Here is a 21,279-nt window from a genome sequence, read left to right on the forward strand (position 1 = left end):
TCCGTTATCCCTCCATTTAGGGCTTGCTTCCGAGTGGTTTGCCTCCTTTTTCTAATCGGAGCAAACCACTCGGGAATAAAGATTTATTGATTAAAAAATACTATAGAATGTCTAAAATAACCTACGGACTATTGTCCTTGCTATTTTTGGCCGCTTGTGCCAAAACCAATCTTTCTAAGCATTCCGTCGAAACGATAAGCACCACTACTTCGGCCATGGTAAAGCCGGTGGGATACACCTATCCTACTGACTCTACCTTTAAGGTTCTTTCATGGAATGTAGAGCATTTTGTCGACGGCTTCGATGATCCTTATATTAATAACGAAAGGGAGAACAACCCTCCACAAAATATGGCGCTGCGGACAAGCTTGTTGGTCCGCGCCCTACGCCAAGCCAATGCCGACGTAGTCGTTCTTCAAGAATTCGAAAGTGCCAAATTTCTGAATCAATTGGCTCAAGACTCTTTGGCATCCATGGGTTACCTCTATTTTGCCGATGTGACCAGTCATAGCTGGTATATGAATGTGGTAGTGATGAGCCGTTTTCCTATGGGCGTTATTGAGGGCTATGGGGCTGTGACCACCGCCCTGCCCGGTTATTTTAACGAGCAGGGAGTTAAGGAAACCCAAAACCAGCTCAATTCTCGGATGTGGACGATAAAGGTGTTGCCATCCGAAAATTATTCCTTTTTATTGACGGGCGTACACCTTAAAGCTGGACGAAGCGCAAGGGATATTGCCATGAGAAAAGGACAACTCGCTTTGCTTACAGAACGTTTTAATGAGAAACTGCAACAAAATCCGAAAGCAAATATGGTGCTGGCTGGTGACATGAATGCCACCCCAGAGAGCGAGGAAATTAGGTTGATGACTGCTGGCGATGGACTCGTCAATCGGTTTGTTGATACCATCGATCCGTCGGTATTATCACACCCCGCCGATCGGCCCTCCAGACGATTAGACTATATTTTGATGAATCAAAATATGCTTTCTGAGTCCCTAGACGGAGGCGCTCAGGTGGCCAACTTCTTCTCTGCAGACACCATGCGGATCGTTAGCGATCATTTGCCGGTGGTAGCCCGATTTGTAAAGACGGATCGTTAGCCATTATTAATCTTAGTGGCATAATCAAATAAAAGCCTCTTGATTCGATATCAAGAGGCTTTTATTTAGAAATAATTGTCGTTACTATTTCTATTATTCTATAAGTCCTAGAATTAGGCTAAGGTCTTACGCGCCCTTCCTTTCGGCGTATAGTCGCCCTTGACCCACCTGACAAAATTGATGGACTGCGTGGTGTACATTTGTGCGGAAAGGTTCTGCAAATTAGAATTCTCAATTTCTTGAATATATTCTGATAGTAATCTTTCTAATTCGTCAATAGTGTGTTGATTCGTTTTCATAAAAAATATTTTTAAGTGTAGGAATTAATTTGGACCCAAGAGATGGATCTCATTTTGTATTTGCAAACCTAGACTAAGGGTAGCAAAATGAAAAAAAATTGGGGTAATCCCCGTAGATTATGGGGTGAACAAGTATTTTTTTGAATCCTATCTAAATAGATCCAATAACCTATTAGAAGTAATTATTTAGTAAAAAATATATTTACTAAATATGCTTAAATGAATGTGTATATTGGTTTGATGTTTTTAAGTATGTGTTCGGATTGCTTACAAAAAGCTAGCTGGGAAGCTTATTAAAGATTCCCGATGGTACGGGCTAGTTGGTACAAGCGATAGGGCTGAAGCCTCTGTTGATGAATGATTTCCGTTAGAATTAGCACTAGTAAACTCGAATATATTCTATTCTAGTAAAGCCATTTCTGACCTATGCCGAATATTTGAAGGGGGACAGTTTGGTTCATATAGGCTACAGCCAACTTTAGACTTTAGCGAGAAAGTGTTTTATAAGTATTTCTACGCACTTTTTAAGGTAGGACTGGAAGGAATGCCCTATACATACATATGGGATTTGCGTCATGCTTATACCATAGAGAGATTCCTTGGTTAATCATAAAGAATATCCATCTGCGCCGAGCTGCCAGGTAGAAGTACGACTACGAGGTGGGCCAGAGGGAGTACTACCTAAAGTGGGATCATCTCCGATTTGGGACTGTCGCATACAGCACAGCGATAAGCCTCTGGTAGGTTGGCGAAAGGGGTTTCCTTGGTGATTCCTTGGCTGGGATCCCCGTATAAAGGGTCATAGCGGCTCAGGCAATGGGGGCATTGGTAGGATGGATCCTGAGGAGTAGGTCGTTGATTCTCTACCGTTTCTAGCAGGGTGCCAGTCAAGTCTTTGCTGCCACGAGTGCGGTTGTATCGCCTGCAGAGCCGCTCCACCTGGCTAGGTAGCTGGGCTTTAAACAGACCTTTCTCGAAGGGGATAAGGGTTCGGCTGTTTGGATTGAAATGCTCGGTATGATACAGGTCATAAACCGAAAGTAGAGGGAACGATCCGAAACTGAATTTGACTCTTTTTTTGATCAAAACCGATCCGAATACCTCTGATTTGGGTCGGGTTTGAATTCCGAAACACAGGCCAAAGGTTCGCGTATCTTGCTGGTCCATATACCTTAATAGTCTTTTTTTTAGGGCAGTAGCTTCGGGGTTATGATCTTCGGTTTGCCATGCCAACTCGCTAGCGGTATGCCTTACGTTTATCTGGTGCTTGGCGAGTATGTCGCTCCATTGGGCCCTGAATTCGTCGGCTATGCCTTTGATGATCAGGGAGCGCCAGGGAGTAGTGCATAGCTCCCCCACTCGGCTTCGTAAGCATAAGTCGCAGAGGTCCATCAAGAAAGCTATCGAAAACTGCTCGTTTCGTTGGTAAAGTCCTAGCCAGGTGCGGGACTCGTAGCGGTTAAATCCCTCATAATAGGGGAGGGAAAAGACTGGAAGTTGCAGGTCGGGGCCGGCAGGAAGGGATATGTAAGGGCGGGTTTGTTGGATCAGGTCGTTGAGGGCCGCCACAGAAATTGTAGGATGAGGAAGTAGCCTTTTTTCTATTTCCATAGCCAGTTGTCCAATATGATTGGTATAGACGAACTCTGGCCATTTGGTGATGGTGTTTTGTTTTTGGCCCCGGACGTACAGGTACCAATAATGGGGAATAGGGGAGGATATAAAGTTAAGATGGCCCGTAAAAAAAGGGGTAAAGCTTTGATTGCTATCGGAGATATTGATTTTGAGGCGATGCGTCGGCTCCAGGCTGTCGAGTATGGTATGATACTCCTGTGGGCCCAGCCACTGGCCAGTCCTAAAAACTTCTTCGCCACAGTACGAGCTAATGACATTGGGCTGACGGTCGGTATTGAGTTCATAAATAATCCCTTGGGATATGAATTCTTTTTCTAATAACCGGACTTCATCGTTGTGTACCGAGATAAAAAGCTCCTGACGGGATCCGAATCGAACGTGACGAACCCCTACTTTCCAGGCACTTTTTAATATAATATATAGGGTTCCGGGGGAGACGATTCCACCCGTTAGGTTTACTTTGAAAATAAAATAATCTCTCATGATCGTCGATTTTGTTGATTAAAACCCGGTCTAGGCCAACACCTTTTCTAAATGAGTTTCTAGAATAGCGCGCACCTCAGGGCGGCAGGACCCACAACCCGTGCCGGCACCAGTCTGCTGACATAAGGCCTTGAAGTCGTGACAGCCTTGGGCGATCGCCCTTTCCAGATTCCCCGATCCTACATTATTGCAGGAGCACACGATCTTCCCTGAAAGGGCCTCGGCCTTTTGACTGCTTCTTAGGAGTTGCAGGCGCTTTTCAGACAACTCCAGCCCGTCGGCTATGAGGGTTTTAAATTCGGAAAATTCATTTTTATCCCCCACCAAAATGGCCCCTACGAGTTTGTCGCCGGCGACGATGCATTTTTTGTAGTACCGTTTGGCTTTGTCAATAAATATAATTTCCTCGTAGCGGGGGTCGTTGGCGGGCAGATCTATTTTTCCTATGCTACACAGGTGCAAGCCCTCCATCTTAAGGATATTCATAGCGGTGCTGCCCCGGTAAGGTTGGGCTATGTCGCCGGCTATAAAATGGGCCAAGGCTTCGGCTTGTTGTTCCGCTGCCAGGGTGATGCCCCACATTTGTCCCTGCCATTCGGCAATCTCCCCTATTGCAAAAATATGGGGGTCGGAGGTTTGTAAATAATCATTGACCACCACTCCTCGCTTTTTCTCGAGCCCAGCGGCTTCGGCGAGGTCGGTGACGGGCGTGGTGCCTATGGCCAATATGACGGCCTCACAGTCGATCTTCCTGCCCGATTTTAAGCGTAGGCCTTCTATCTGGTCTGTTCCCAAATAGGTGGCCACTTCGTCGTTGAAAAATACCTCGATACCCCGGTCCATAAGCTCCTGGTAGAGCAGTTCACTGGCAATTGGGTCGAGCTGTCTTTCCATAAGCCTCCCGCTGCGCTGGATCACCGTGACTTTACAGCCTGTAGCCACCAGGGAAGCGGCGAGTTCTAGCCCCAGGATTCCCCCTCCTACGATGACGGCACGAGCGTCTGCTGCTTGTAAGTATGGTTTCAGAGAATCGGCGTCGAGGCGCGAACGCATATTGAAAAGGCCGGGGAGTTGAGGTACCCCTTTTGGGATAAAGGCCTTGCTGCCAGTAGCCAGAATAAGCCGGTCATAGGGATGCTCCTGGCCCATGCTATCACAAACTACCCGATTCTTTTTGTCGATATGGGTGATGCTGACCCCTTTATGGACCCGTATGCCAGCAGCTTCGAATCGGTCTTCTCGGAGCTTTACGAGCTGTTCCCAGGTCTGTTCCCCGCTGATGTAATCGGGAAGCAGCACCCGGTTGTAAAAGGGATATATTTCTTTGGAGAACACCTGTATGGAGTCGGTCGTGTTGAGGTGGCGGTAGCTGTTGATAAATCCTAGGCCTGCCGATCCCGCGCCGACGATAATAATCCGCTCCGTTGGCTTGCAGTATCGACTGACTTGAACGGCCGTATATTTAAAATCGGGTTCCTTGGAGCGGGGGTCGACCAAAGCATTGGTCAGATTATTGGCTCTTGTATCGGCCAAGCCAGCAATTTTGCCCCAGTGCATGGGTAGAAAGCAGACCCCCTGCCGAAGGTCCTCGGAACACTCGGCCTTCAGGCGTACCTGGCCTCGGCGTCCTTGCACCACTACCAAGTCGCCATCCTGAATATTCCTGGCCTCGGCATCGGCAGGGTGTATTTGTACCACGGGCTTGGGGATGTGGCGGGTGAGCCGGCTGACGCGACCGGTTTTGGTCATGGTGTGCCACTGGTCTCTGATGCGCCCGGTGGTTAGCACTAAAGGGAATTCAGAGTCCGTCTTTTCAGATTCGTTGTATATGGGCGGCGCATGGATTTTTGCCCTTTTGGTGTTTGTAAAAAATTGGTGATCCTCAAAAAGTCGCTGGGTACCTCCGTTTTCTGCGGGGTGGTTTTTGGGGGATGGCCATTGGATACTCCTTTTTCTTTGGAGTAGCTCATAATTTACACCGGTAATGTCGATGTTGGTATTGGCCGTGCATCGGGCATATTCTAGGTATACGTCTTCGGCTTTGGTGTAGGAAAAAGCCTCTTTAAAGCCCATTTTCTGGGCAAATTTCCAGATGATTTCCACATCGGGCAGGGCTTCTCCCGGAGCTTCCATTACTTTGGGGAGATAGGTGATACGCCTTTCGGCGTTGGTCATGGTGCCTTCTTTTTCGAGCCAGCCTGCCGCCGGTAGCACCAGGTCGGCATGGGCCACAGTATCGGCTCTTTCCGAAATATCCTGTACCACCACGAACTTGGCCTTGCCCATAGCCTTTTCTACCCTATTGATATCGGGCATGCTCACCATCGGGTTGGTGTTGATGATCCATAGGGCTTTCAGCTTACCTTCGTCCAAGGCCTCGAATATCTCTGTAGCCGTGAGTCCAGGTTTTTCTGAGATGGGAACGGGAGTCTGCCAGAAGGCTTCCATGTGGCTGCGATGGGCCGGGTTGGTGACGTCGCGGTGAGCAGGGAGTATATTGGCCAAGCCGCCGGTTTCTCGGCCTCCCATGGCGTTAGGCTGCCCAGTAAGGGAAAAGGGCCCGTTGCCTGGGCTGCCAATCCGGCCCGTTATCAGGTGCAGGTTAATTAAGGAGAGGTTTTTGTTTACCCCAATCACCGACTGGTTTAGGCCCATGGTCCATAGCGAAAGGAATCCCTTTGCTTGCCCTATCCATTGGGCGGCTTGCCGAATGTCCTCCTCCGGTAGTCCACAGGTTATGGCCGCTTCCTGAATACAAATATCGTCGATCAGGCTCAGTAGGTCTTCGAAGCCGTCGGTGTGTTGTTGGATAAAATCGTGGTCAATACTGCCGTTTTCTATCAGGGCCTTAGCCAAGGCGTGGTTGAAGAGCACGTCAGTGCCTGGGCTGATGGGTAAATGTAAGTCGGCCGAACGGGCGGTATCGGTTTTTCGGGGGTCCACGCAGATAATCTTAACATGGGGGTTGGCGGCTTTTCTCGCCTCGATCCTTCTCCACAATATAGGGTGACACCAGGCTGGATTGGCGCCGGTGACCAAAAAAACATCGGCGACTTCTATGTCGTCATAACATACCGGGACGCTATCTTCGCCCAACGAAAGTTTATAGCCTACCACGGCCGAGCTCATGCATAGCCTGGAATTGGTGTCTATATTGTTGGAGCCTATAAAGCCCTTAATGAGTTTATTGACCAGATAATACTCCTCCGTGAGGCATTGTCCTGATACATAGAAAGCTACGGAGTCGGGGCCGTGCTGGCGGATGAGGGTGGCAAATACTGCTGCAGCACGCTCAAGCGCCTCGTCCCAGCTCACCCTCTGTAGTGGCGAGGCTCGGCTGTAGCGCATGCGTGGATAGAGGATGCGGTCAGTCTGATCCATGACGGTATAATGCAGGTTCATTCCCTTGGAGCAAAGCATGCCCTTGTTGGAAGGGTGCTCTGCATCGCCAGTCAGGGTGAGCTGCCCATTGGGCTGTTTCTGTACCACCACCCCGCAGCCCACCCCACAGTAGCAGCAGGTCGATTGAAATTTTTCCGTTTTATCCATAGCACTCAGGTATTTGAATAAGAAGGTGGGCTATTGCCTTACCTTTACTGTTTCTAAGTCGGGAGCAGGATGTGAAACCCTGCTTTTGTTAAAATCGATGAGGGCCAGCACGGCGGCTACCACTGCTATGGCCATTCCTATGTACAAAAAAGCCTGTCCATAGCTGATACCGTTGGACTTAAACAAGAACCCAGCCAATACGGCGCCCACATTTCCTCCTGCCCCCACGATGCCACTTACTGAGCCAATGGCTTTGGGGTTGACAAAGGGGACGATGGCGTAGGTGACCCCATTGGCCATTTTGAGGAACATGGCAAAGCCCAGCATGAGCACTACAGCGGCCGTTAGGTTTCCACTTTGGGAGAAAAGAGCGATGCCTATCCCCTCCATGGCCAAGAATAGGGCTAGTAGGCGGCCCTTACCCTGAAGGCCGAATTTGTTGCCTACCTTATCGGCAATGATTCCTCCAAAGGCCCTGGCAAAAAGATTCATGAGGCCAAAAGACCCTGCCAATATACCAGCCATGGCCAAGCTGGTATCGAAGGTGTCGAAGAAATACAATGCCGCTACATTGTCGAAGGTTATTTCTATCCCAAAGCAGGCCGCATAGGCCAGGAATAAGGCCCAGGTACGGATGTCCATGGCTGCCGCTTTTAAGCTTCCTTTGGTTTTTGGGGAGTCCGTTTGAGTGGTGTGTAGTTCGTCAAAATTGCCCTCTGGCGTGTCTTTGGTATACATATAATAGAGCACAGCAAAAACGAGGAGTAGGAATCCAGGAATGATCATCGCCAGGCGCCAGGCTTGCTCGGGTAGGTATCCTAGGCCTACAAAGCCTGCAAATACCAAGGGCATTACCATATTGGTAACTCCACCACCCAGGTTGCCCCAGCCTCCGGCCACAGCATTGGCGGTGCCCACGATTTTTTTGCTAAACATGACCGAAGTATGGTACTGGGTAACCACAAAGGAGGCGCCTATAACCCCAATGGCTAGCCTAAAGAGCAGGAATGCCTCATAGCTGTGTACCAGTCCTACCATTAAAACAGGAATGGAGCAAATACCCATGAGGGCCGTATAGGTTTTGCGAGGTCCCCAGCTGTCGCAGAGTTTGCCAATAAGTACCCGTGCCACTACCGTGGCCGCTACTGAAGCAATGATGATATTGCCGATCTGATCCTTGGTGAGGCCTAGGTCTACTTTGATGACCGACATGAGGGGGGCCAGGCCGAACCACCCAAAAAAGCATAAGAAAAAGGCCATCCATGACAGGTGGAAAGTGCGCATTTGTACGCCTTTAAAACTGAATATGTTTAATTTTTCAAGGGGCTTGTTCATAGGTTTTCCATTTTTAGAGTGAAAATTGTGTATTGTCTTTTTTATATTAGCGAAGGAAATTCGGCTGAATATTGATCATCAAATAGGCCCAGTCTGCCTGTTTCTGGGCATTAGTGATTCCCTTTAATCTTGCTAAACTATTGGTAGAAAAATAATGGCTGTAGCCTGCCTGAAAGCCTATGGTTGGGCTGAGGTTATACTGGGCGATCAGGTCCACTTCGCTACCCAAATTCCGCGAGGCAGGGTTTCCATCCTCGGTGCTCAAGGCGCTAGCGCTGCTGAAGTGGTGCAGGCTGGCTTGTAGGTTAAGCTTATTGCTGAGTTTTAGGTGGCTATGAAGGTATAGATCGGCCAGGCCTCCTTGGCCAAAACTGCTGGCGGTGTAGTAGTAGTCCATCTGTCCCCAGAACTTATGTGGGGTTCCGTAGAGGGGATCAAAGCTTTTGTTTTTGCTTCCAGTACCTCCTGAGCTTAGGTCGAAGCCCGGGCCAAGGCTTACAGATTCGTTGAGCTGGGCCGTGGCCTTTAGGGTGTACATGTAAGCGGCGATATTCCTGCCTGCCGGGTCCTGCCCTGTCTGCAGATAGGCGCTTGCCTGAATATCCCATACCTTACCCACTTTAGTATGAAGATAAGGCCCAAGAGTGATCCTTTTCCAGGTGCCATTTTCTCCTATTTTTACCCCAGTTTCGCTGAGGGAGTATTTTTGAAAATCGTCTTTGAAGAATAAAAAGGATAGGTTGCCTCTGCCGGTTTTTTTATTGATATAGGCGTATTGCATGGATTTATACATAGTGCCTATGCCGTTGGTGCCGGCCGGGTAACCCACCGGAACTCCATCGTATAGGGTGCCCGATTTGGACTCACGATTCTGGTTATACGCAGCCCCGATATGCAGGGAGAGATTAGGGATTTGGAATTTGAGGATGGCGGCATCGTGCCGACGGCCCTGCTGGAGCCAATCGAGATTTCCTAACAACCGGCTGTCGTCGTATAGCAGCTCCTGTCGGCCTATCTTTAGTTTTATGGCCTTTCCTTGTTGGGTGTGGCTACTGTCGAGCAGGTCTATTTCAGCCCATGCTTCGTGCAACATCAGTCCGTTGTTCGTGCCAGGGCTTATGCGGTTGTTGGTAGAGGCATCTTGTCCCCATATCCGCACATCTTGCACAACGGTTTTTAGGGTCAGTCGGTTTTGGCTATAGCCAACATTGAGGCGGGTGCGTTGTGAGGTGAAAAAGGCCGCAGGGCTTCCTTTGGGAAGAGGCGCCCCTTGTCCATGAAGTACTTCGGTTCTGGTGCGCAATTGCCCTTCGAGGCTCAGCTGGGCCTTTACCGGTGGCCCCGCTAAGAAAAATAGCATTAAGAGAAATAAATGGATAAAAATTTTCATAACGTCCTGGTAATTGGGAGTGAAAGAAAAAAAGTAGAATATAATAGTGCGCCGATAGCTGGGCTCAATGGATTGAATGGGTTAAGGAATAAGCGCCGCCTCTTGCAGCTGTCGAAGTAAGTAGTCGGGTTGTAAACGCACCACCTCTCCAAATACCAATAGCGCTGGTGCCTTCAAGGCTTTCTCCTCCACGAGCCGTTCTATCTCCCATACCTGTCCGATGGCTAGCTTTTGATTGGGCTTGGTGCCCTCCTGAATGGCTGCCACTGGGAGATTCCCTTTTCCGTGTTTTTGAAAGATGGCAGTGATTTCTTTTAGTTTATTTAATCCCATGAGTACCACTACCGTCGCTTGCGACTGGGCAGCCAAGTGCAGGTCTTCCGATAGCTCCCCAGCCTGGGTGGTACCCGTGATGACCCAAAAACTTTGGCTGTACCCTCTCCTGGTTACCGGGATGCCAACGGCTTCGGGCACCGCTATGCAGCTGGATACACCCGGTATCGTATGGCAAATAATTCCGTATTGTTGGGCGTAGAGGATTTCTTCATGGCCTCTGCCAAATACGAACGGATCTCCACCTTTAAGGCGTACCACATGTCCCCGTTTGCGTGCCAGATGAACAATCAATGCGTTGATCTCAGTCTGGGTGAATCGAGCCTGCCCCGCCTTTTTTCCTACATACATTCTTAGACTCCCCTCGGGAGTGTGTTGAAGAAGCCCTTGACAGGCTAATTCATCATAGAGTACCACGTCGGCCTGCTGTAAGGCTTTTATGCCTGCTAAGGTGATTAGCTCTTCGCTTCCAGGGCCGGCTCCGATCAGAGTGAGTTGCGGGGTCATAGCGTTTGGGTTTGGTGTGATCTGTGAAATGTACTATATATAGTATAAAGTAACTATATTGATTGTTTGGTCAAAATTAATAGCAAAATTTGTTAAAACAATACATTTGCAGAAAAATATGCATTAAAAATTAACTATGGAAGAATAAAAAATTAGGAAATATTGAAACTGCCATCTAAATTTGAGGTGAAGAAATATAGGTCAAAATGACTATTTTGTTGGTAAAGTGCAATTATTAATCACGATTTTATAAATCAAATAGTATAAAACAACTATGAATACGAATTTAAACAAGCGCATCGTAGTGGTAGGCAATGGGATGGTTGGCTACAAATTCTGCGAAAAATTAATGGCGAAGCAGAAAAATAAGGGAGAATATTCCATCGCCGTTTTTGGAGAGGAGCCTCGTGTAGCCTACGATAGGGTACACTTGAGTGCTTACTTCGAGGGCAAGTCGGCAGAAGACCTTACCCTCGCTCCCATGGAATGGTACCAGGAACAGGGAATAACGCTTTACCTCTCCGACCCTGTAGTGGCCATCGATAGAGAAGCCAAGACGGTACGTTCTCACCATGGATTGATAGTTCCTTATGACTATTTGATTCTTTCGACGGGGTCGGGGGCCTTTGTTCCGCCTATTCCAGGGGTTGAAAAAGAGGGTGTATTCGTTTATCGTACCATCGAAGATTTGGAGCTGATCCAACATCATGCTAAAAACGCTCGGAAGGGAGCGGTGCTGGGTGGGGGTTTGCTTGGGTTGGAAGCCGCCAAGGCCCTATTGGATCTGGGCTTGCAAGAGGCCCATGTGGTGGAGTTCGCACCTCGCTTGATGCCCCGGCAAATAGATGAGGCCGGGTCCGATATATTAAAGACCCAGTTAGAGTCCTTAGGCCTACAAATTCATTTGTCGAAAGCTACCAAGGCCATCACGGGGAGTACGGCCATAGCTGGGATGCAGTTTGGCGATGGTACGCATTTGGACATCGATATGTTGGTGATATCGGCAGGTATTCGCCCCCGTGACGAACTCGCCAAACTGGCTGGCCTGCAGACCCACCCTCGGGGGGGGATTGTGGTAAATGATTCCCTACAAACTTCCGATCCGGCCATATTCGCCATTGGGGAATGTGCCCTAGTCCACCAGATGATCTATGGATTAATAGCTCCCGGGTACGAAATGGCCGAAGTAGTCGCTACACAATTGGCCGGAGGTAAGAAGACCTTTCAGCCTTATGATATGTCGACGAAGCTAAAGCTGATAGGCACCGATGTGGCCAGTTTTGGAGATCCTTTCTTGGCAGAGCCCGAGTGTAAAACGGTGCGCTATGAAAACAAGGCCAAAGGGGTTTATAAACGGGTCAACATTTCGAGCGATGGAAGTACCCTTTTGGGAGGGATATTGGTAGGGGATGCCAGTCAATACAATATGTTGCTTCAAACCACAAAGAATAAGAGTATTCTTCCGCCCGATCCGGAAGATCTCATCCTAGGAAGTAGGGGAGGAGAAGAGCCAGGTGGAGGGGTAATGAGCCTCCCTGCCGATGCCCTGATTTGTTCTTGTGAAGCCGTTACCAAGGGAATGATCTGTGAACAAGTACAACAGGGATGTACCTCTGTTGACGCTCTGAAGAAAAGCTGTAAAGCTGGAACGGGTTGTGGAGGCTGCGTGCCGATGGTAAAGGACCTGATTCAGGGGGTGCTTAAGCAGCAAGGGGTTTATGTCAGAAATGTGGTGTGTGAGCATTTTGAGCATTCCCGTCAGGAGCTGCTGGACCTTATCAAAATGAATCAGATAAAAACTTTTGGAGCTACCATCGATCTCTTTGGCAAGGGCCATGGCTGTGAGGTCTGTAAACCCCTGGTCGGATCGCTTTTGGCGAGTTTATGGAATGAAAACATACTCACCAGCGACCGGGCGACGATCCAAGATTCTAACGACCGATTTCTGGCCAATATACAAAAAGGAGGGAGCTACTCGGTAGTGCCGCGTATTCCGGGGGGAGAGATAACCCCCGAAAAATTGATCGTCATAGGGCAGGTGGCTCAAAAATATGGGCTTTATACCAAGATTACCGGAGGGCAACGGATCGATATGTTCGGTGCCCACGTAGGAGATCTTCCCCATATCTGGGAAGAACTGATTGGGGCAGGATTTGAAAGTGGCCATGCCTACGGGAAATCCCTCCGCACGGTCAAGAGCTGTGTGGGATCAACTTGGTGTAGGTTTGGCGTGCAGGATTCGGTTTCATTTGCCATAGAAGTGGAGGAGCGCTATAAAGGGCTGCGATCTCCACATAAATTAAAATCGGCGGTATCGGGCTGTGTTCGGGAATGCGCAGAGGCCCAAAGTAAGGATTTCGGTATCATCGCCACCGAAAAAGGCTGGAATCTTTATGTATGTGGAAATGGGGGCTCCAAGCCTCAACACGCTCAACTGCTGGCTTCGGACGTCGACAAGCAGACCTGCCTTCGTTTGATCGACCGGTTTTTGATGTTCTACATCCTGACCGCCGACCCTCTGACCCGGACCGCTACCTGGCTCAATAAAATGGAAGGGGGGATGGAATATTTAAGGGCCGTAGTGGTAGATGACCTACTGGAAATGGGCACACAATGGGAAGAGGAAATGCAACGACTCGTGGACGCCTTCCACTGCGAATGGAAAGAAGTAGTGGAGAATCCTAGCCTAAGGAAACGTTTTACGCATTTTGTGAATGTTCCAGAGAAGGATCCTTCCATAATTTTTGAAGAAATGAGAGGTCAAATTAAAGTCAAGGATTGGGCATAACGGTTAACTCATGAGGCCGTATCAGCGGCGATAGGATGGGTTTATTTTCACTAGCGACAATTGGACCGTAGCCTGCTGACAGCTCTACCCACTAGTCGTGATAAATGCTGTTATTCAATAAATATTTTTTCACTCCAAAATACATAAACGATGAACCATGTTTCAAATGAGCCTATTAACTGGCACTTGGCCTGTACGGTCGAAGATGTGCCGGCCGAAGGGGGAGCCTGTGCCTACATACAAGGCCGGCAGATCGCCATCTTCAATCTGGCCCGTAGGGGCGAATGGTATGCCACCGACAACCAGTGCCCGCATCGGCAACAGATGGCACTGGCCAGGGGCATGACGGGTTGCGAAAATGAAGAACCCAAGGTTGCTTGTCCCTTTCATAAAAAAACGTTTTCGCTTAGGACGGGGCAAGGGCTCAACGATGAGAACTGCAGAATCGACACCTTTCCTGTTCATATAAGGGAAGATAAGGTGTATATTGGCCTTTGAGTGCTAGGTTAGGAAAATTGACGATACCCTGTTCATCCGCTCCGAGGCTCCTAGCGCTGGCTTATTTGAAGTTCATGTATGCAAAAATTAGATAAAAGTGTTGCCGAGAGTCTTACGCGATTCTATATTGTCGCCCTTTTTGTCATTGCCTTTTTGACGATTAGCGGGTTGTTTCTTATTCGTAAAACCATCAGCAGTCTCAATCATGACGGTAGGATTGTCAATGTGGCGGGTCGTCAACGGATGTTAAGTCAACGCCTCACTAAGCTGGCCATTCTGCGGCAGGATGGCCGGCCAACTTCCGATGCGATGGCGCTCGATTCCTTATTAGAACTCTGGAATGATAGCCATCAGCAGTTGTTGAATAAGAAGTTGCTGGTGAATGGGGAGACGGTCACTTGGAAGAGCGATACCCTGGATCGGATGTTTAAGGAGCTGGGGCCAACTTATGAAATACTATATACCAATTTTAGTAAAATAGTGGAAGGAGGGGATGTGGCAGCCCTGGAGGCGATACTGACTTACGAGTCCGAATACTTAAAACGGATGGATGAGATCGTTTTTCAATTTGACCAAGAAAGTTATGCCCGCCTCAAGAACTTGGAACGGATAGAGTGGATACTCGACCTGATGACCATCATGGTGTTGTTTGCTGAAGGTCTTTTGATTTTTAGGCCGGTGGTCAATACGACCAGGCGGGTAGTACGGATGCTGTCGGAATCGGAAGAAAAGCTGCATAGGTCCAATCAAAAATTACATGCTGCTAATGATGAACTCAGGAGAGCTCAAAAGGAGCTGGATGAAGCGCAGGAGGAAAAATATCAGCTGAAGTTGGCGGAACAAAGAATACGCGCTGCCGCTTTGATAGAGGGGCAGGAGGAGGAGAGGAAAAGGTTTGCTCTGGAGCTTCATGACGGAATAGGACAGATGCTCACAGGGCTAAAGCTGCACGCTGAACGCCTCGGGACTATACCCGCCGACGAAGCGCAGCGCCTCAGCAGGGTCGAAAAGCTAGTAGGCCTTATCCAGGAGACCATTCAGACCACCCGGCAGGTGTCTTTTAATCTGATGCCCTCGTCCCTCCACGATTTTGGCATAGGCTCGGCATTAAAAGTGTTGACCCAACAATTGACCGATTCTTCGGGAATTCCTATCCATTATGAAGGAGAAGTGGAGAGAATTGAGCTCACCAAGCAAGCGGCTATAGGGCTGTACCGTATTGCACAGGAGGCCCTAAATAATGCCGTCAGACACGCCCATGCCACTCAAGCATGGGTCCTGTTGCGTAAGGAAGAAGGGAAGGTGATCCTTAGCATTGCCGACAACGGATGTGGCTTTAATACGGATCAGGTGCAGCAGGCCCAGGCCTATGGTTTAGGGCATAATGGTCTTGAAAATATGCGTACGCGAACGCATTTATTAAACGGACAATTTGAGATAGAATCCGTCGCGGGCACTGGTAGTAAACTAACCATTATTATAAATATATAAGGATAATGGTACAGAATGCTGGTAAAACCTTATTTTCGAAGGTTTAAACCTATATCACCTACATTTACTATGGCTATTCGTCTGTTAATCGTCGATGACCACTCCGTGGTGCGTCAGGGAATTATCACTCTTTTGGAAGATGAGGCCGACATTGAAATTGTGGGAGAGGCAGCAGATGGGGTAGAGGTCGAAGAGGCCATAAGGTCGTGTCGGCCCGATGTCGTCTTGCTGGACCTTACCATGCCAAAAATGTCTGGAATAGAGGTGATAAAAAAGGTGATGCCTGCTTTTCCTTCAGTAAAAGTTTTGGTTTTTAGCATGCACAACCAGGTGGACTATATCCTGGCGGCGGTTCATAACGGTGCCGCGGGCTATCTTCAAAAGGACACCAGCAGAGCCGAAATTTTATCGGCCGTGCGGGCAGTATCCACTGGTGAGCTGTACTATCCTCCAAACGTGTCGTCGGTCATTATCCAAAATTTGGTTAAGACCCCTATGGTCAAGTCGCCTCGAGAACCTGTGGCAGGGGGGCACGAGTCTGGTGCATCGGTATGGGATAAAATCACCAGCAGAGAGCGACAGATCCTCGAATGTCTCATTGAAGGCCTCAGTAGCAAAGACATTGCGCAGCGCTTCGACATCAGTGCCAATACCGTGGCCAATCAAAGGGCGAGCATTATTAAAAAGGCAGAGGTGAAAAATACGGCTGAGCTTATTAGTTTGGCATTGCAAGACAGGCCCTAGGATGTTGAAGGGGCATGGAACAGAAAAATAATTGGTAAAAAAGCCAATGCTGATTCAGAATAATTCCGTTTAGTGGAAAATTGTAATATTAAATCTACCAATTTCCAGCTTTGGCGATTGATTTTTCCATTTTTATTTTGATATTGTGTATTCTTGAATTTGATTACCCTAATCATCAACATCGTATCGCCTATATACTTTTACTCGTTTATATGAAGGATTATTACTGTATTCCTGGTTCTTGTAAACCATTCAGGGCCATGCTGCCCGTGTATGTGCTGTTGCTAGTAGGTCTGTTCATCAGTACGCCTGTTCACGCCGCCCCTATTGATGTTCGTGGTAAGGTGCAGACCATTTCTGGGGAGGCCTTGATTGGCTCCACCGTTCAGGTAAAAGGTACCAAACTCGGCACAGTTACGGATGAAAATGGGGTGTTTGTCCTAAAAAATGTGGAGGAAGGCGCCACGCTAATCATCTCCATGATCGGTTTTGTTAGCCAGGAAATAGGTGCCAGTAGGAATCTGACGGTGGTATTAAAGGAAGATGCCGTCGGACTGCAGGATGTGGTAATTACTGGATTTCAACAAATCGATAAGGATAAATTCACAGGTTCGGCCGTAACGCTCAAATCCGACGATGTTCGAATAGATGGCCTTCCCGATGTCAGCAGAATGCTTGAAGGGCGTGCCGCTGGGGTGTCGGTTCAAAACGTGTCGGGGACTTTTGGAGCTGCGCCTAAAGTTCGAATCAGAGGCGCTACCTCCTTAAATGGGGATAACAAACCATTATGGGTGGTCGATGGCGTAGTGCTTGAGGATATCGTCAATATTTCTAATGAACAGCTTTCTAGCGGAGACCCTACCACTTTGCTGGGCTCGTCGGTAGCCGGACTGAACCCTAATGATATTGAGACCTTTGATATTTTGAAAGATGCCGCCGCCGCAGCACTTTATGGGGCAAGAGCCATGAATGGGGTGATCGTGATCACCACCAAGCAGGGTAAGGCCGGAAAGCCTGAAATTAGTTATTCGGGTAACTTTAGTACCCAGCTCAAACCCTCATACCGCAATTTTAATATTATGAACTCGGCCGAGCAGATGTCGGTCTTGGGGGAGTTGGAGAGGAAGGGATATTTGAACTCTAATATCTTGGATAACTCCGACTATGGGGTATATGGTAAGTATTATAGCTTGCTCAATGGGACCGACGATGGCTCCTTTGGGATCCCCAATACCGAGGCGGCCAAGCGAGATTACCTGCTGGGCTTCGCTAGAGCCAATACCAACTGGTACGACCTGTTATTTAGAAACAACTTTTTACAGGAACATTCCCTTAGTATTTCCTTTGGTTCGGATCGGTCACGATCGTATTTCTCTACTAGTTTTTTAAATGATAACGGATGGACCATCGCCGACAAAGTGAGCAGATATACGCTCAATTTTAGGAATAATTATAAAATTTCTGACAAGCTTTCTTTAGGCTTTTCTACGCTCTCATCGGTACGGAAACAGAAGGCTCCAGGCTCCTTGTCGCGCCAGAGCAATCCGGTGGAGGGAACTCAGAGCAGGGATTTCGATATCAACCCATTCAATTATGCCTTGAATACCAGTCGCACCCTAACGGCCTATGACCAAGACGGCAATCTTGAATATTTTAGAAGAAACTATGCCCCTTTTAATATTATTAACGAGTTGAAAAACAATACAATCGACATTAACCTGGTCGATATACGCTTGCAGGGGGATCTTAATTATAAAATTACCCCTCACATTACCTACGACTTTATAGGGGCCTTAAGATATATTAAAACGGGACAAGAGCATCAGATCAGGGAAAATTCTAATATGGCTGAAGCCTATCGGGCCGCAGGGAATTCGACCATTGCCAGCAAGAACAAATTCTTGTACAGCGATCCCGACGACCCTGATGCCTATCCGATTGTAGTATTGCCTCGGGGTGGTTTTTATAATACCAATTCCGATGAACTTACCTTTTACAACGTCAGAAACAACCTACGTTACGACAACGTGTTTGCCGATAAGCACTCCTTCAATGCTTTAATAGGGCAAGAAATTAAGTATACCGATCGGAAGAATACCAATTTTACGGGCTATGGTTATCAGTACGACCAAGGGGGTGTCCCTTATGTCGACTATCGGATATTGAAACAGACTATTGAAAGTAATTTTCAGTATTATGGAATGGAGCAGACCTACGATCGCTTTGCGGCCTTTTATGCCAGCGTAGGCTATACCTTCGACGAAAAATATAACTTTACGGCCTATAGCCGGTATGATGGGTCTAACCGGTTTGGAAAATCGGCCATTGGTCGTTGGCTCCCTACCTGGACGGTGGCAGGGTCCTGGAACCTAGACCGCGAAGAGTTTGTCAAGAACCTGCCGTGGATCAGCTATGCCAAGCTACGGGGGAGCTATGGGCTCACCGCTAGTACCGGGCCGGCCACCAATTCGGCCATATTGCTTAAAAGCTTGATCACCAACAGACCCTTCCTCGATGAGAAAGAGTCGGCCATAAACCTAGAATCATTGGCCAATCTAGAGCTGACCTGGGAGAAGCTTTATAGTGCCAACGTCGGCATTGACGTAGGTTTCTTAGCCAATCGATTCAATATGAGTTTGGACCTTTATCAACGCAAGAGCTTCGATCTTATCGATCAAATCCGTACTTCGGGTATTGGGGGACAAACCTTTAAGATTGCTAACTATGCCGATATGGAATCCAAAGGGATTGATTTGAGCCTCGATGCAGTCCTTTTTAGAACCAAAGATTGGTCTATGAAAACACGCCTCACGGCAGGCTACTCGCATACGCTCATTACCCATGTAGACAATGAGCCCAATATTTTCGAAATGGTTCAGGCGGAAGGGTCCAATATTGAGGGACGCCCTGTTAGGGGATTGTATTCAGTACAATTTAAAGGTTTAAATCCCAGTAATGGGGTTCCTACCTTTCTGAATGAGAATGGCGAAGTGAGTTCGGATGTGTATCTTCAAGATCAGAATATCGCTTATCTGAAATATGAAGGGCCGGTAGACCCTCCATTGACGGGTGGCCTCAATACCAGTTTGATTTATAAGGACTTTACGGCGACGGTATTCGTTACCGGCCAGTATGGCAATAAAATCAGACTCAATGCCCTTTACAAGCCAGGGACAAACTCTAGGAGTGCCTATAGTGACCTCGATGCCATGCCCAAGGAGTTTAACGACCGCTGGGAACAACCTGGGGATGAGCTAACCACCACCATACCAGCTATTTCTGATCTGTTGAGAAATCAATTCTTGGCGGGTATTTATCCTTATACCACGTACAACTACTCCAGTGAAAGAGTGGCTAAAGGGGATTTTGTTCGCCTGAAGTCGGTCTCTTTGGCCTATAAGCTACCCTTGTCGGCCATTCAGCGCTTCGGGATGAAGGCCGCTTCTATCCAAGTGTCGGCGATTAATCCCTGGCTGATTTACTCCGATAAAAAACTCAAAGGCCAGGATCCTGAGTTCTTTAATGCTGGTGGAGTGGCACAGCCCATTCAAAAGCAATTTACAGTGGCTATCAAGTTTACCTTGTAATATATGATATTGGTTATGAAACTGAAGAGATACCGATTATACCCGATTCCCGTATTGACAATATTGTTCTTATGGGGCTGTAATGATTTTTTGGCTACAGAGCCCGATAGCACCCGGGCGAGCCTAGATACCCCCGATCAGGTGTCGCAATTGCTAGCCACGGCCTATCCACAAGGGAGCTATGTGGCCTTTAGCGAAGCCATGAGCGACAATGCTGGTGATAAGGGAGTTGGTGAAGACGACCGGGTCAACAGAGGATCTTACCTTTTTGAGGTTGTCAACGCCTCCGTAGACAAAGAAGATTCCCCAGATATGTACTGGGCCATGGCCTATAAAGCTATAGCAGCGGCTAACCTAGCCCTACAAATTTGTAATAATAGCGAGCAGCCAGAACTTTTTAGCATTCAAAAAGGCGAAGCCTTGGTAGCCCGAGCCTATGCCCATTTTATGCTGGTGAGTTTTTATTCCAAATTCTATAATCCTGAAACTGCCAGTACTGATATCGGAATCCCCTATGTTACCGAACCCGAAGAGGTGGTTAACAAGCAATATGACCGGAAAACCGTGGCATATGTGTATGAAATGATAGAAAAGGACCTGTTAGAAGGACTGCCCCTAATCAAGGATTATGCTTACTCGGTTCCCAAGTACCATTTTAATATTGCCGCTGCCAATGCCTTTGCCAGTAGGTTTTACCTGGTAAAGGGCGAATACGCCAAGGTGGTTCAATATGCTAACGCAGTGTTTCCGTCTGGAGACATTGGGTCCAATCTTCGCCCCTGGAACACCGAATACTTTTCTTTGAGTCCCGAAGCCTTATACAACCGGTATGCCAAGGCCAGCGAAAATGCAAACTTACTTTTAACGGAGACAAATTCTATTTATGGTCGGTTTGTGGCGCGCTACCGCTATGGCCTTACCAACGCCAAATGGAACGAGATTTCGGCCATTAATGGGCTGACGGGTACCAACCCGGCTTGGGCCTTTCCGCTCTATACCCAAGGAGATGGGAACTTGCTTATTCCCAAGCTTTCAGAATATTTCGTCAAGCAATCGGTCAACGCCGAAATAGGAGCCGTGTATGTAATGGTACCCCTGTTTACCGCCGAAGAGGTATTGTTCAATAGAGCAGAGGCTTATCTGTACCTCAATAATACTACCGCCGCCTTGGCCGATATCAATATGTATATGAGTAAGAGACTTCGGAGCTATAGTGCTACAACACATAACGTATCCTTAACCAAGGTAAGGAGCTACTATGGCCTTAGCAATTCCACTCAAAACAATCTTTTAGGTCTGCTATACGCCATTCTAGACCTTCGTCGGGTGGAGTTTGTGCAGGAAGGAATGCGCTGGTTCGATATGCTCCGGTATGGCATCCCGGTGGAGCATACCACTCGGGATGGGCAGGTGATCACCGTCGACGCCGACGATCCCCGCCGACAATTGCAACTGCCGCAATCGGTGGTTCAGTCGGGGATTGCCCAAAACGAACGCTAGAGACTTTATACATTATTCAAAAATAGGATTGGATTAA

Annotated in this window: 13 protein-coding genes; 7 read left to right on the forward strand and 6 right to left on the reverse strand. The window is 48.0% G+C overall.

Annotated elements, in window-relative coordinates; all coding sequences use genetic code 11:
• Nucleotides 1-107: 107 nt before the first annotated feature.
• Nucleotides 108-1,103 (forward strand): endonuclease/exonuclease/phosphatase family protein, encoded by a 996-nt coding sequence (locus tag CLV98_RS03830; RefSeq protein ID WP_229203190.1) that lies wholly within the window; start codon nucleotides 108-110, stop codon nucleotides 1,101-1,103.
• A gap of 113 nt (nucleotides 1,104-1,216) precedes the next feature.
• On the opposite strand, the gene CLV98_RS03835 is transcribed toward CLV98_RS03830, so the two are convergent.
• From CLV98_RS03835 to cobA, 6 genes are all read right to left on the reverse strand, one after another.
• Nucleotides 1,217-1,402, reverse strand: coding sequence for a hypothetical protein (locus CLV98_RS03835; protein WP_109672903.1), 186 nt, complete (start codon nucleotides 1,400-1,402; stop codon nucleotides 1,217-1,219).
• Between the two features lie 681 nt (nucleotides 1,403-2,083).
• Nucleotides 2,084-3,520 (reverse strand): rubredoxin, encoded by a 1,437-nt coding sequence (locus tag CLV98_RS03840; protein ID WP_109672905.1) that lies wholly within the window; start codon nucleotides 3,518-3,520, stop codon nucleotides 2,084-2,086.
• Between the two features lie 30 nt (nucleotides 3,521-3,550).
• On the reverse strand, nucleotides 3,551-7,069 hold the full coding sequence (locus CLV98_RS03845; RefSeq protein ID WP_109672907.1) for a nitrate reductase: 3,519 nt from the start codon (nucleotides 7,067-7,069) through the stop codon (nucleotides 3,551-3,553).
• Between the two features lie 30 nt (nucleotides 7,070-7,099).
• A complete protein-coding gene (locus tag CLV98_RS03850; protein ID WP_109672909.1) occupies nucleotides 7,100-8,404 on the reverse strand; it encodes a NarK family nitrate/nitrite MFS transporter in 1,305 nt (434 codons plus the stop codon).
• 46 nt (nucleotides 8,405-8,450) lie between these two features.
• Nucleotides 8,451-9,794 carry an alginate export family protein gene (locus tag CLV98_RS03855; protein ID WP_211319964.1) on the reverse strand — a complete coding sequence of 448 codons (1,344 nt, stop codon included), beginning with the start codon at nucleotides 9,792-9,794 and terminating at the stop codon, nucleotides 8,451-8,453.
• Between the two features lie 81 nt (nucleotides 9,795-9,875).
• A complete protein-coding gene (gene cobA, locus CLV98_RS03860) occupies nucleotides 9,876-10,634 on the reverse strand; it encodes a uroporphyrinogen-III C-methyltransferase (protein ID WP_109672911.1) in 759 nt (252 codons plus the stop codon).
• A gap of 274 nt (nucleotides 10,635-10,908) precedes the next feature.
• Here cobA and nirB point away from each other — a divergent pair, with 274 nt between their 5' ends.
• The 6 genes from nirB (at nucleotide 10,909) to CLV98_RS03895 (ending at nucleotide 21,242) form a co-directional block, all read left to right on the forward strand.
• Entirely contained in the window at nucleotides 10,909-13,422 is a 2,514-nt protein-coding gene (gene nirB, locus CLV98_RS03865; protein WP_109672912.1) for a nitrite reductase large subunit NirB, read from the forward strand.
• 150 nt (nucleotides 13,423-13,572) lie between these two features.
• On the forward strand, nucleotides 13,573-13,920 hold the full coding sequence (nirD, locus tag CLV98_RS03870) for a nitrite reductase small subunit NirD (RefSeq protein ID WP_109672914.1): 348 nt from the start codon (nucleotides 13,573-13,575) through the stop codon (nucleotides 13,918-13,920).
• A gap of 78 nt (nucleotides 13,921-13,998) precedes the next feature.
• Nucleotides 13,999-15,411, forward strand: a complete 1,413-nt coding sequence (locus tag CLV98_RS03875; protein ID WP_109672916.1) for an ATP-binding protein — start codon at nucleotides 13,999-14,001, stop codon at nucleotides 15,409-15,411.
• 69 nt (nucleotides 15,412-15,480) lie between these two features.
• Nucleotides 15,481-16,155, forward strand: coding sequence for a response regulator transcription factor (locus CLV98_RS03880; RefSeq protein WP_109673070.1), 675 nt, complete (start codon nucleotides 15,481-15,483; stop codon nucleotides 16,153-16,155).
• A 212-nt stretch (nucleotides 16,156-16,367) separates the two neighbouring features.
• Nucleotides 16,368-19,742, forward strand: a complete 3,375-nt coding sequence (locus tag CLV98_RS03890) for a SusC/RagA family TonB-linked outer membrane protein (RefSeq protein ID WP_109672919.1) — start codon at nucleotides 16,368-16,370, stop codon at nucleotides 19,740-19,742.
• A gap of 15 nt (nucleotides 19,743-19,757) precedes the next feature.
• On the forward strand, nucleotides 19,758-21,242 hold the full coding sequence (locus tag CLV98_RS03895) for a RagB/SusD family nutrient uptake outer membrane protein (protein WP_229203191.1): 1,485 nt from the start codon (nucleotides 19,758-19,760) through the stop codon (nucleotides 21,240-21,242).
• Nucleotides 21,243-21,279: the final 37 nt, after the last annotated feature.

This window comes from Dyadobacter jejuensis, assembly GCF_003149085.1.
In the GTDB taxonomy this organism is placed as follows: domain Bacteria; phylum Bacteroidota; class Bacteroidia; order Cytophagales; family Spirosomataceae; genus Dyadobacter; species Dyadobacter jejuensis.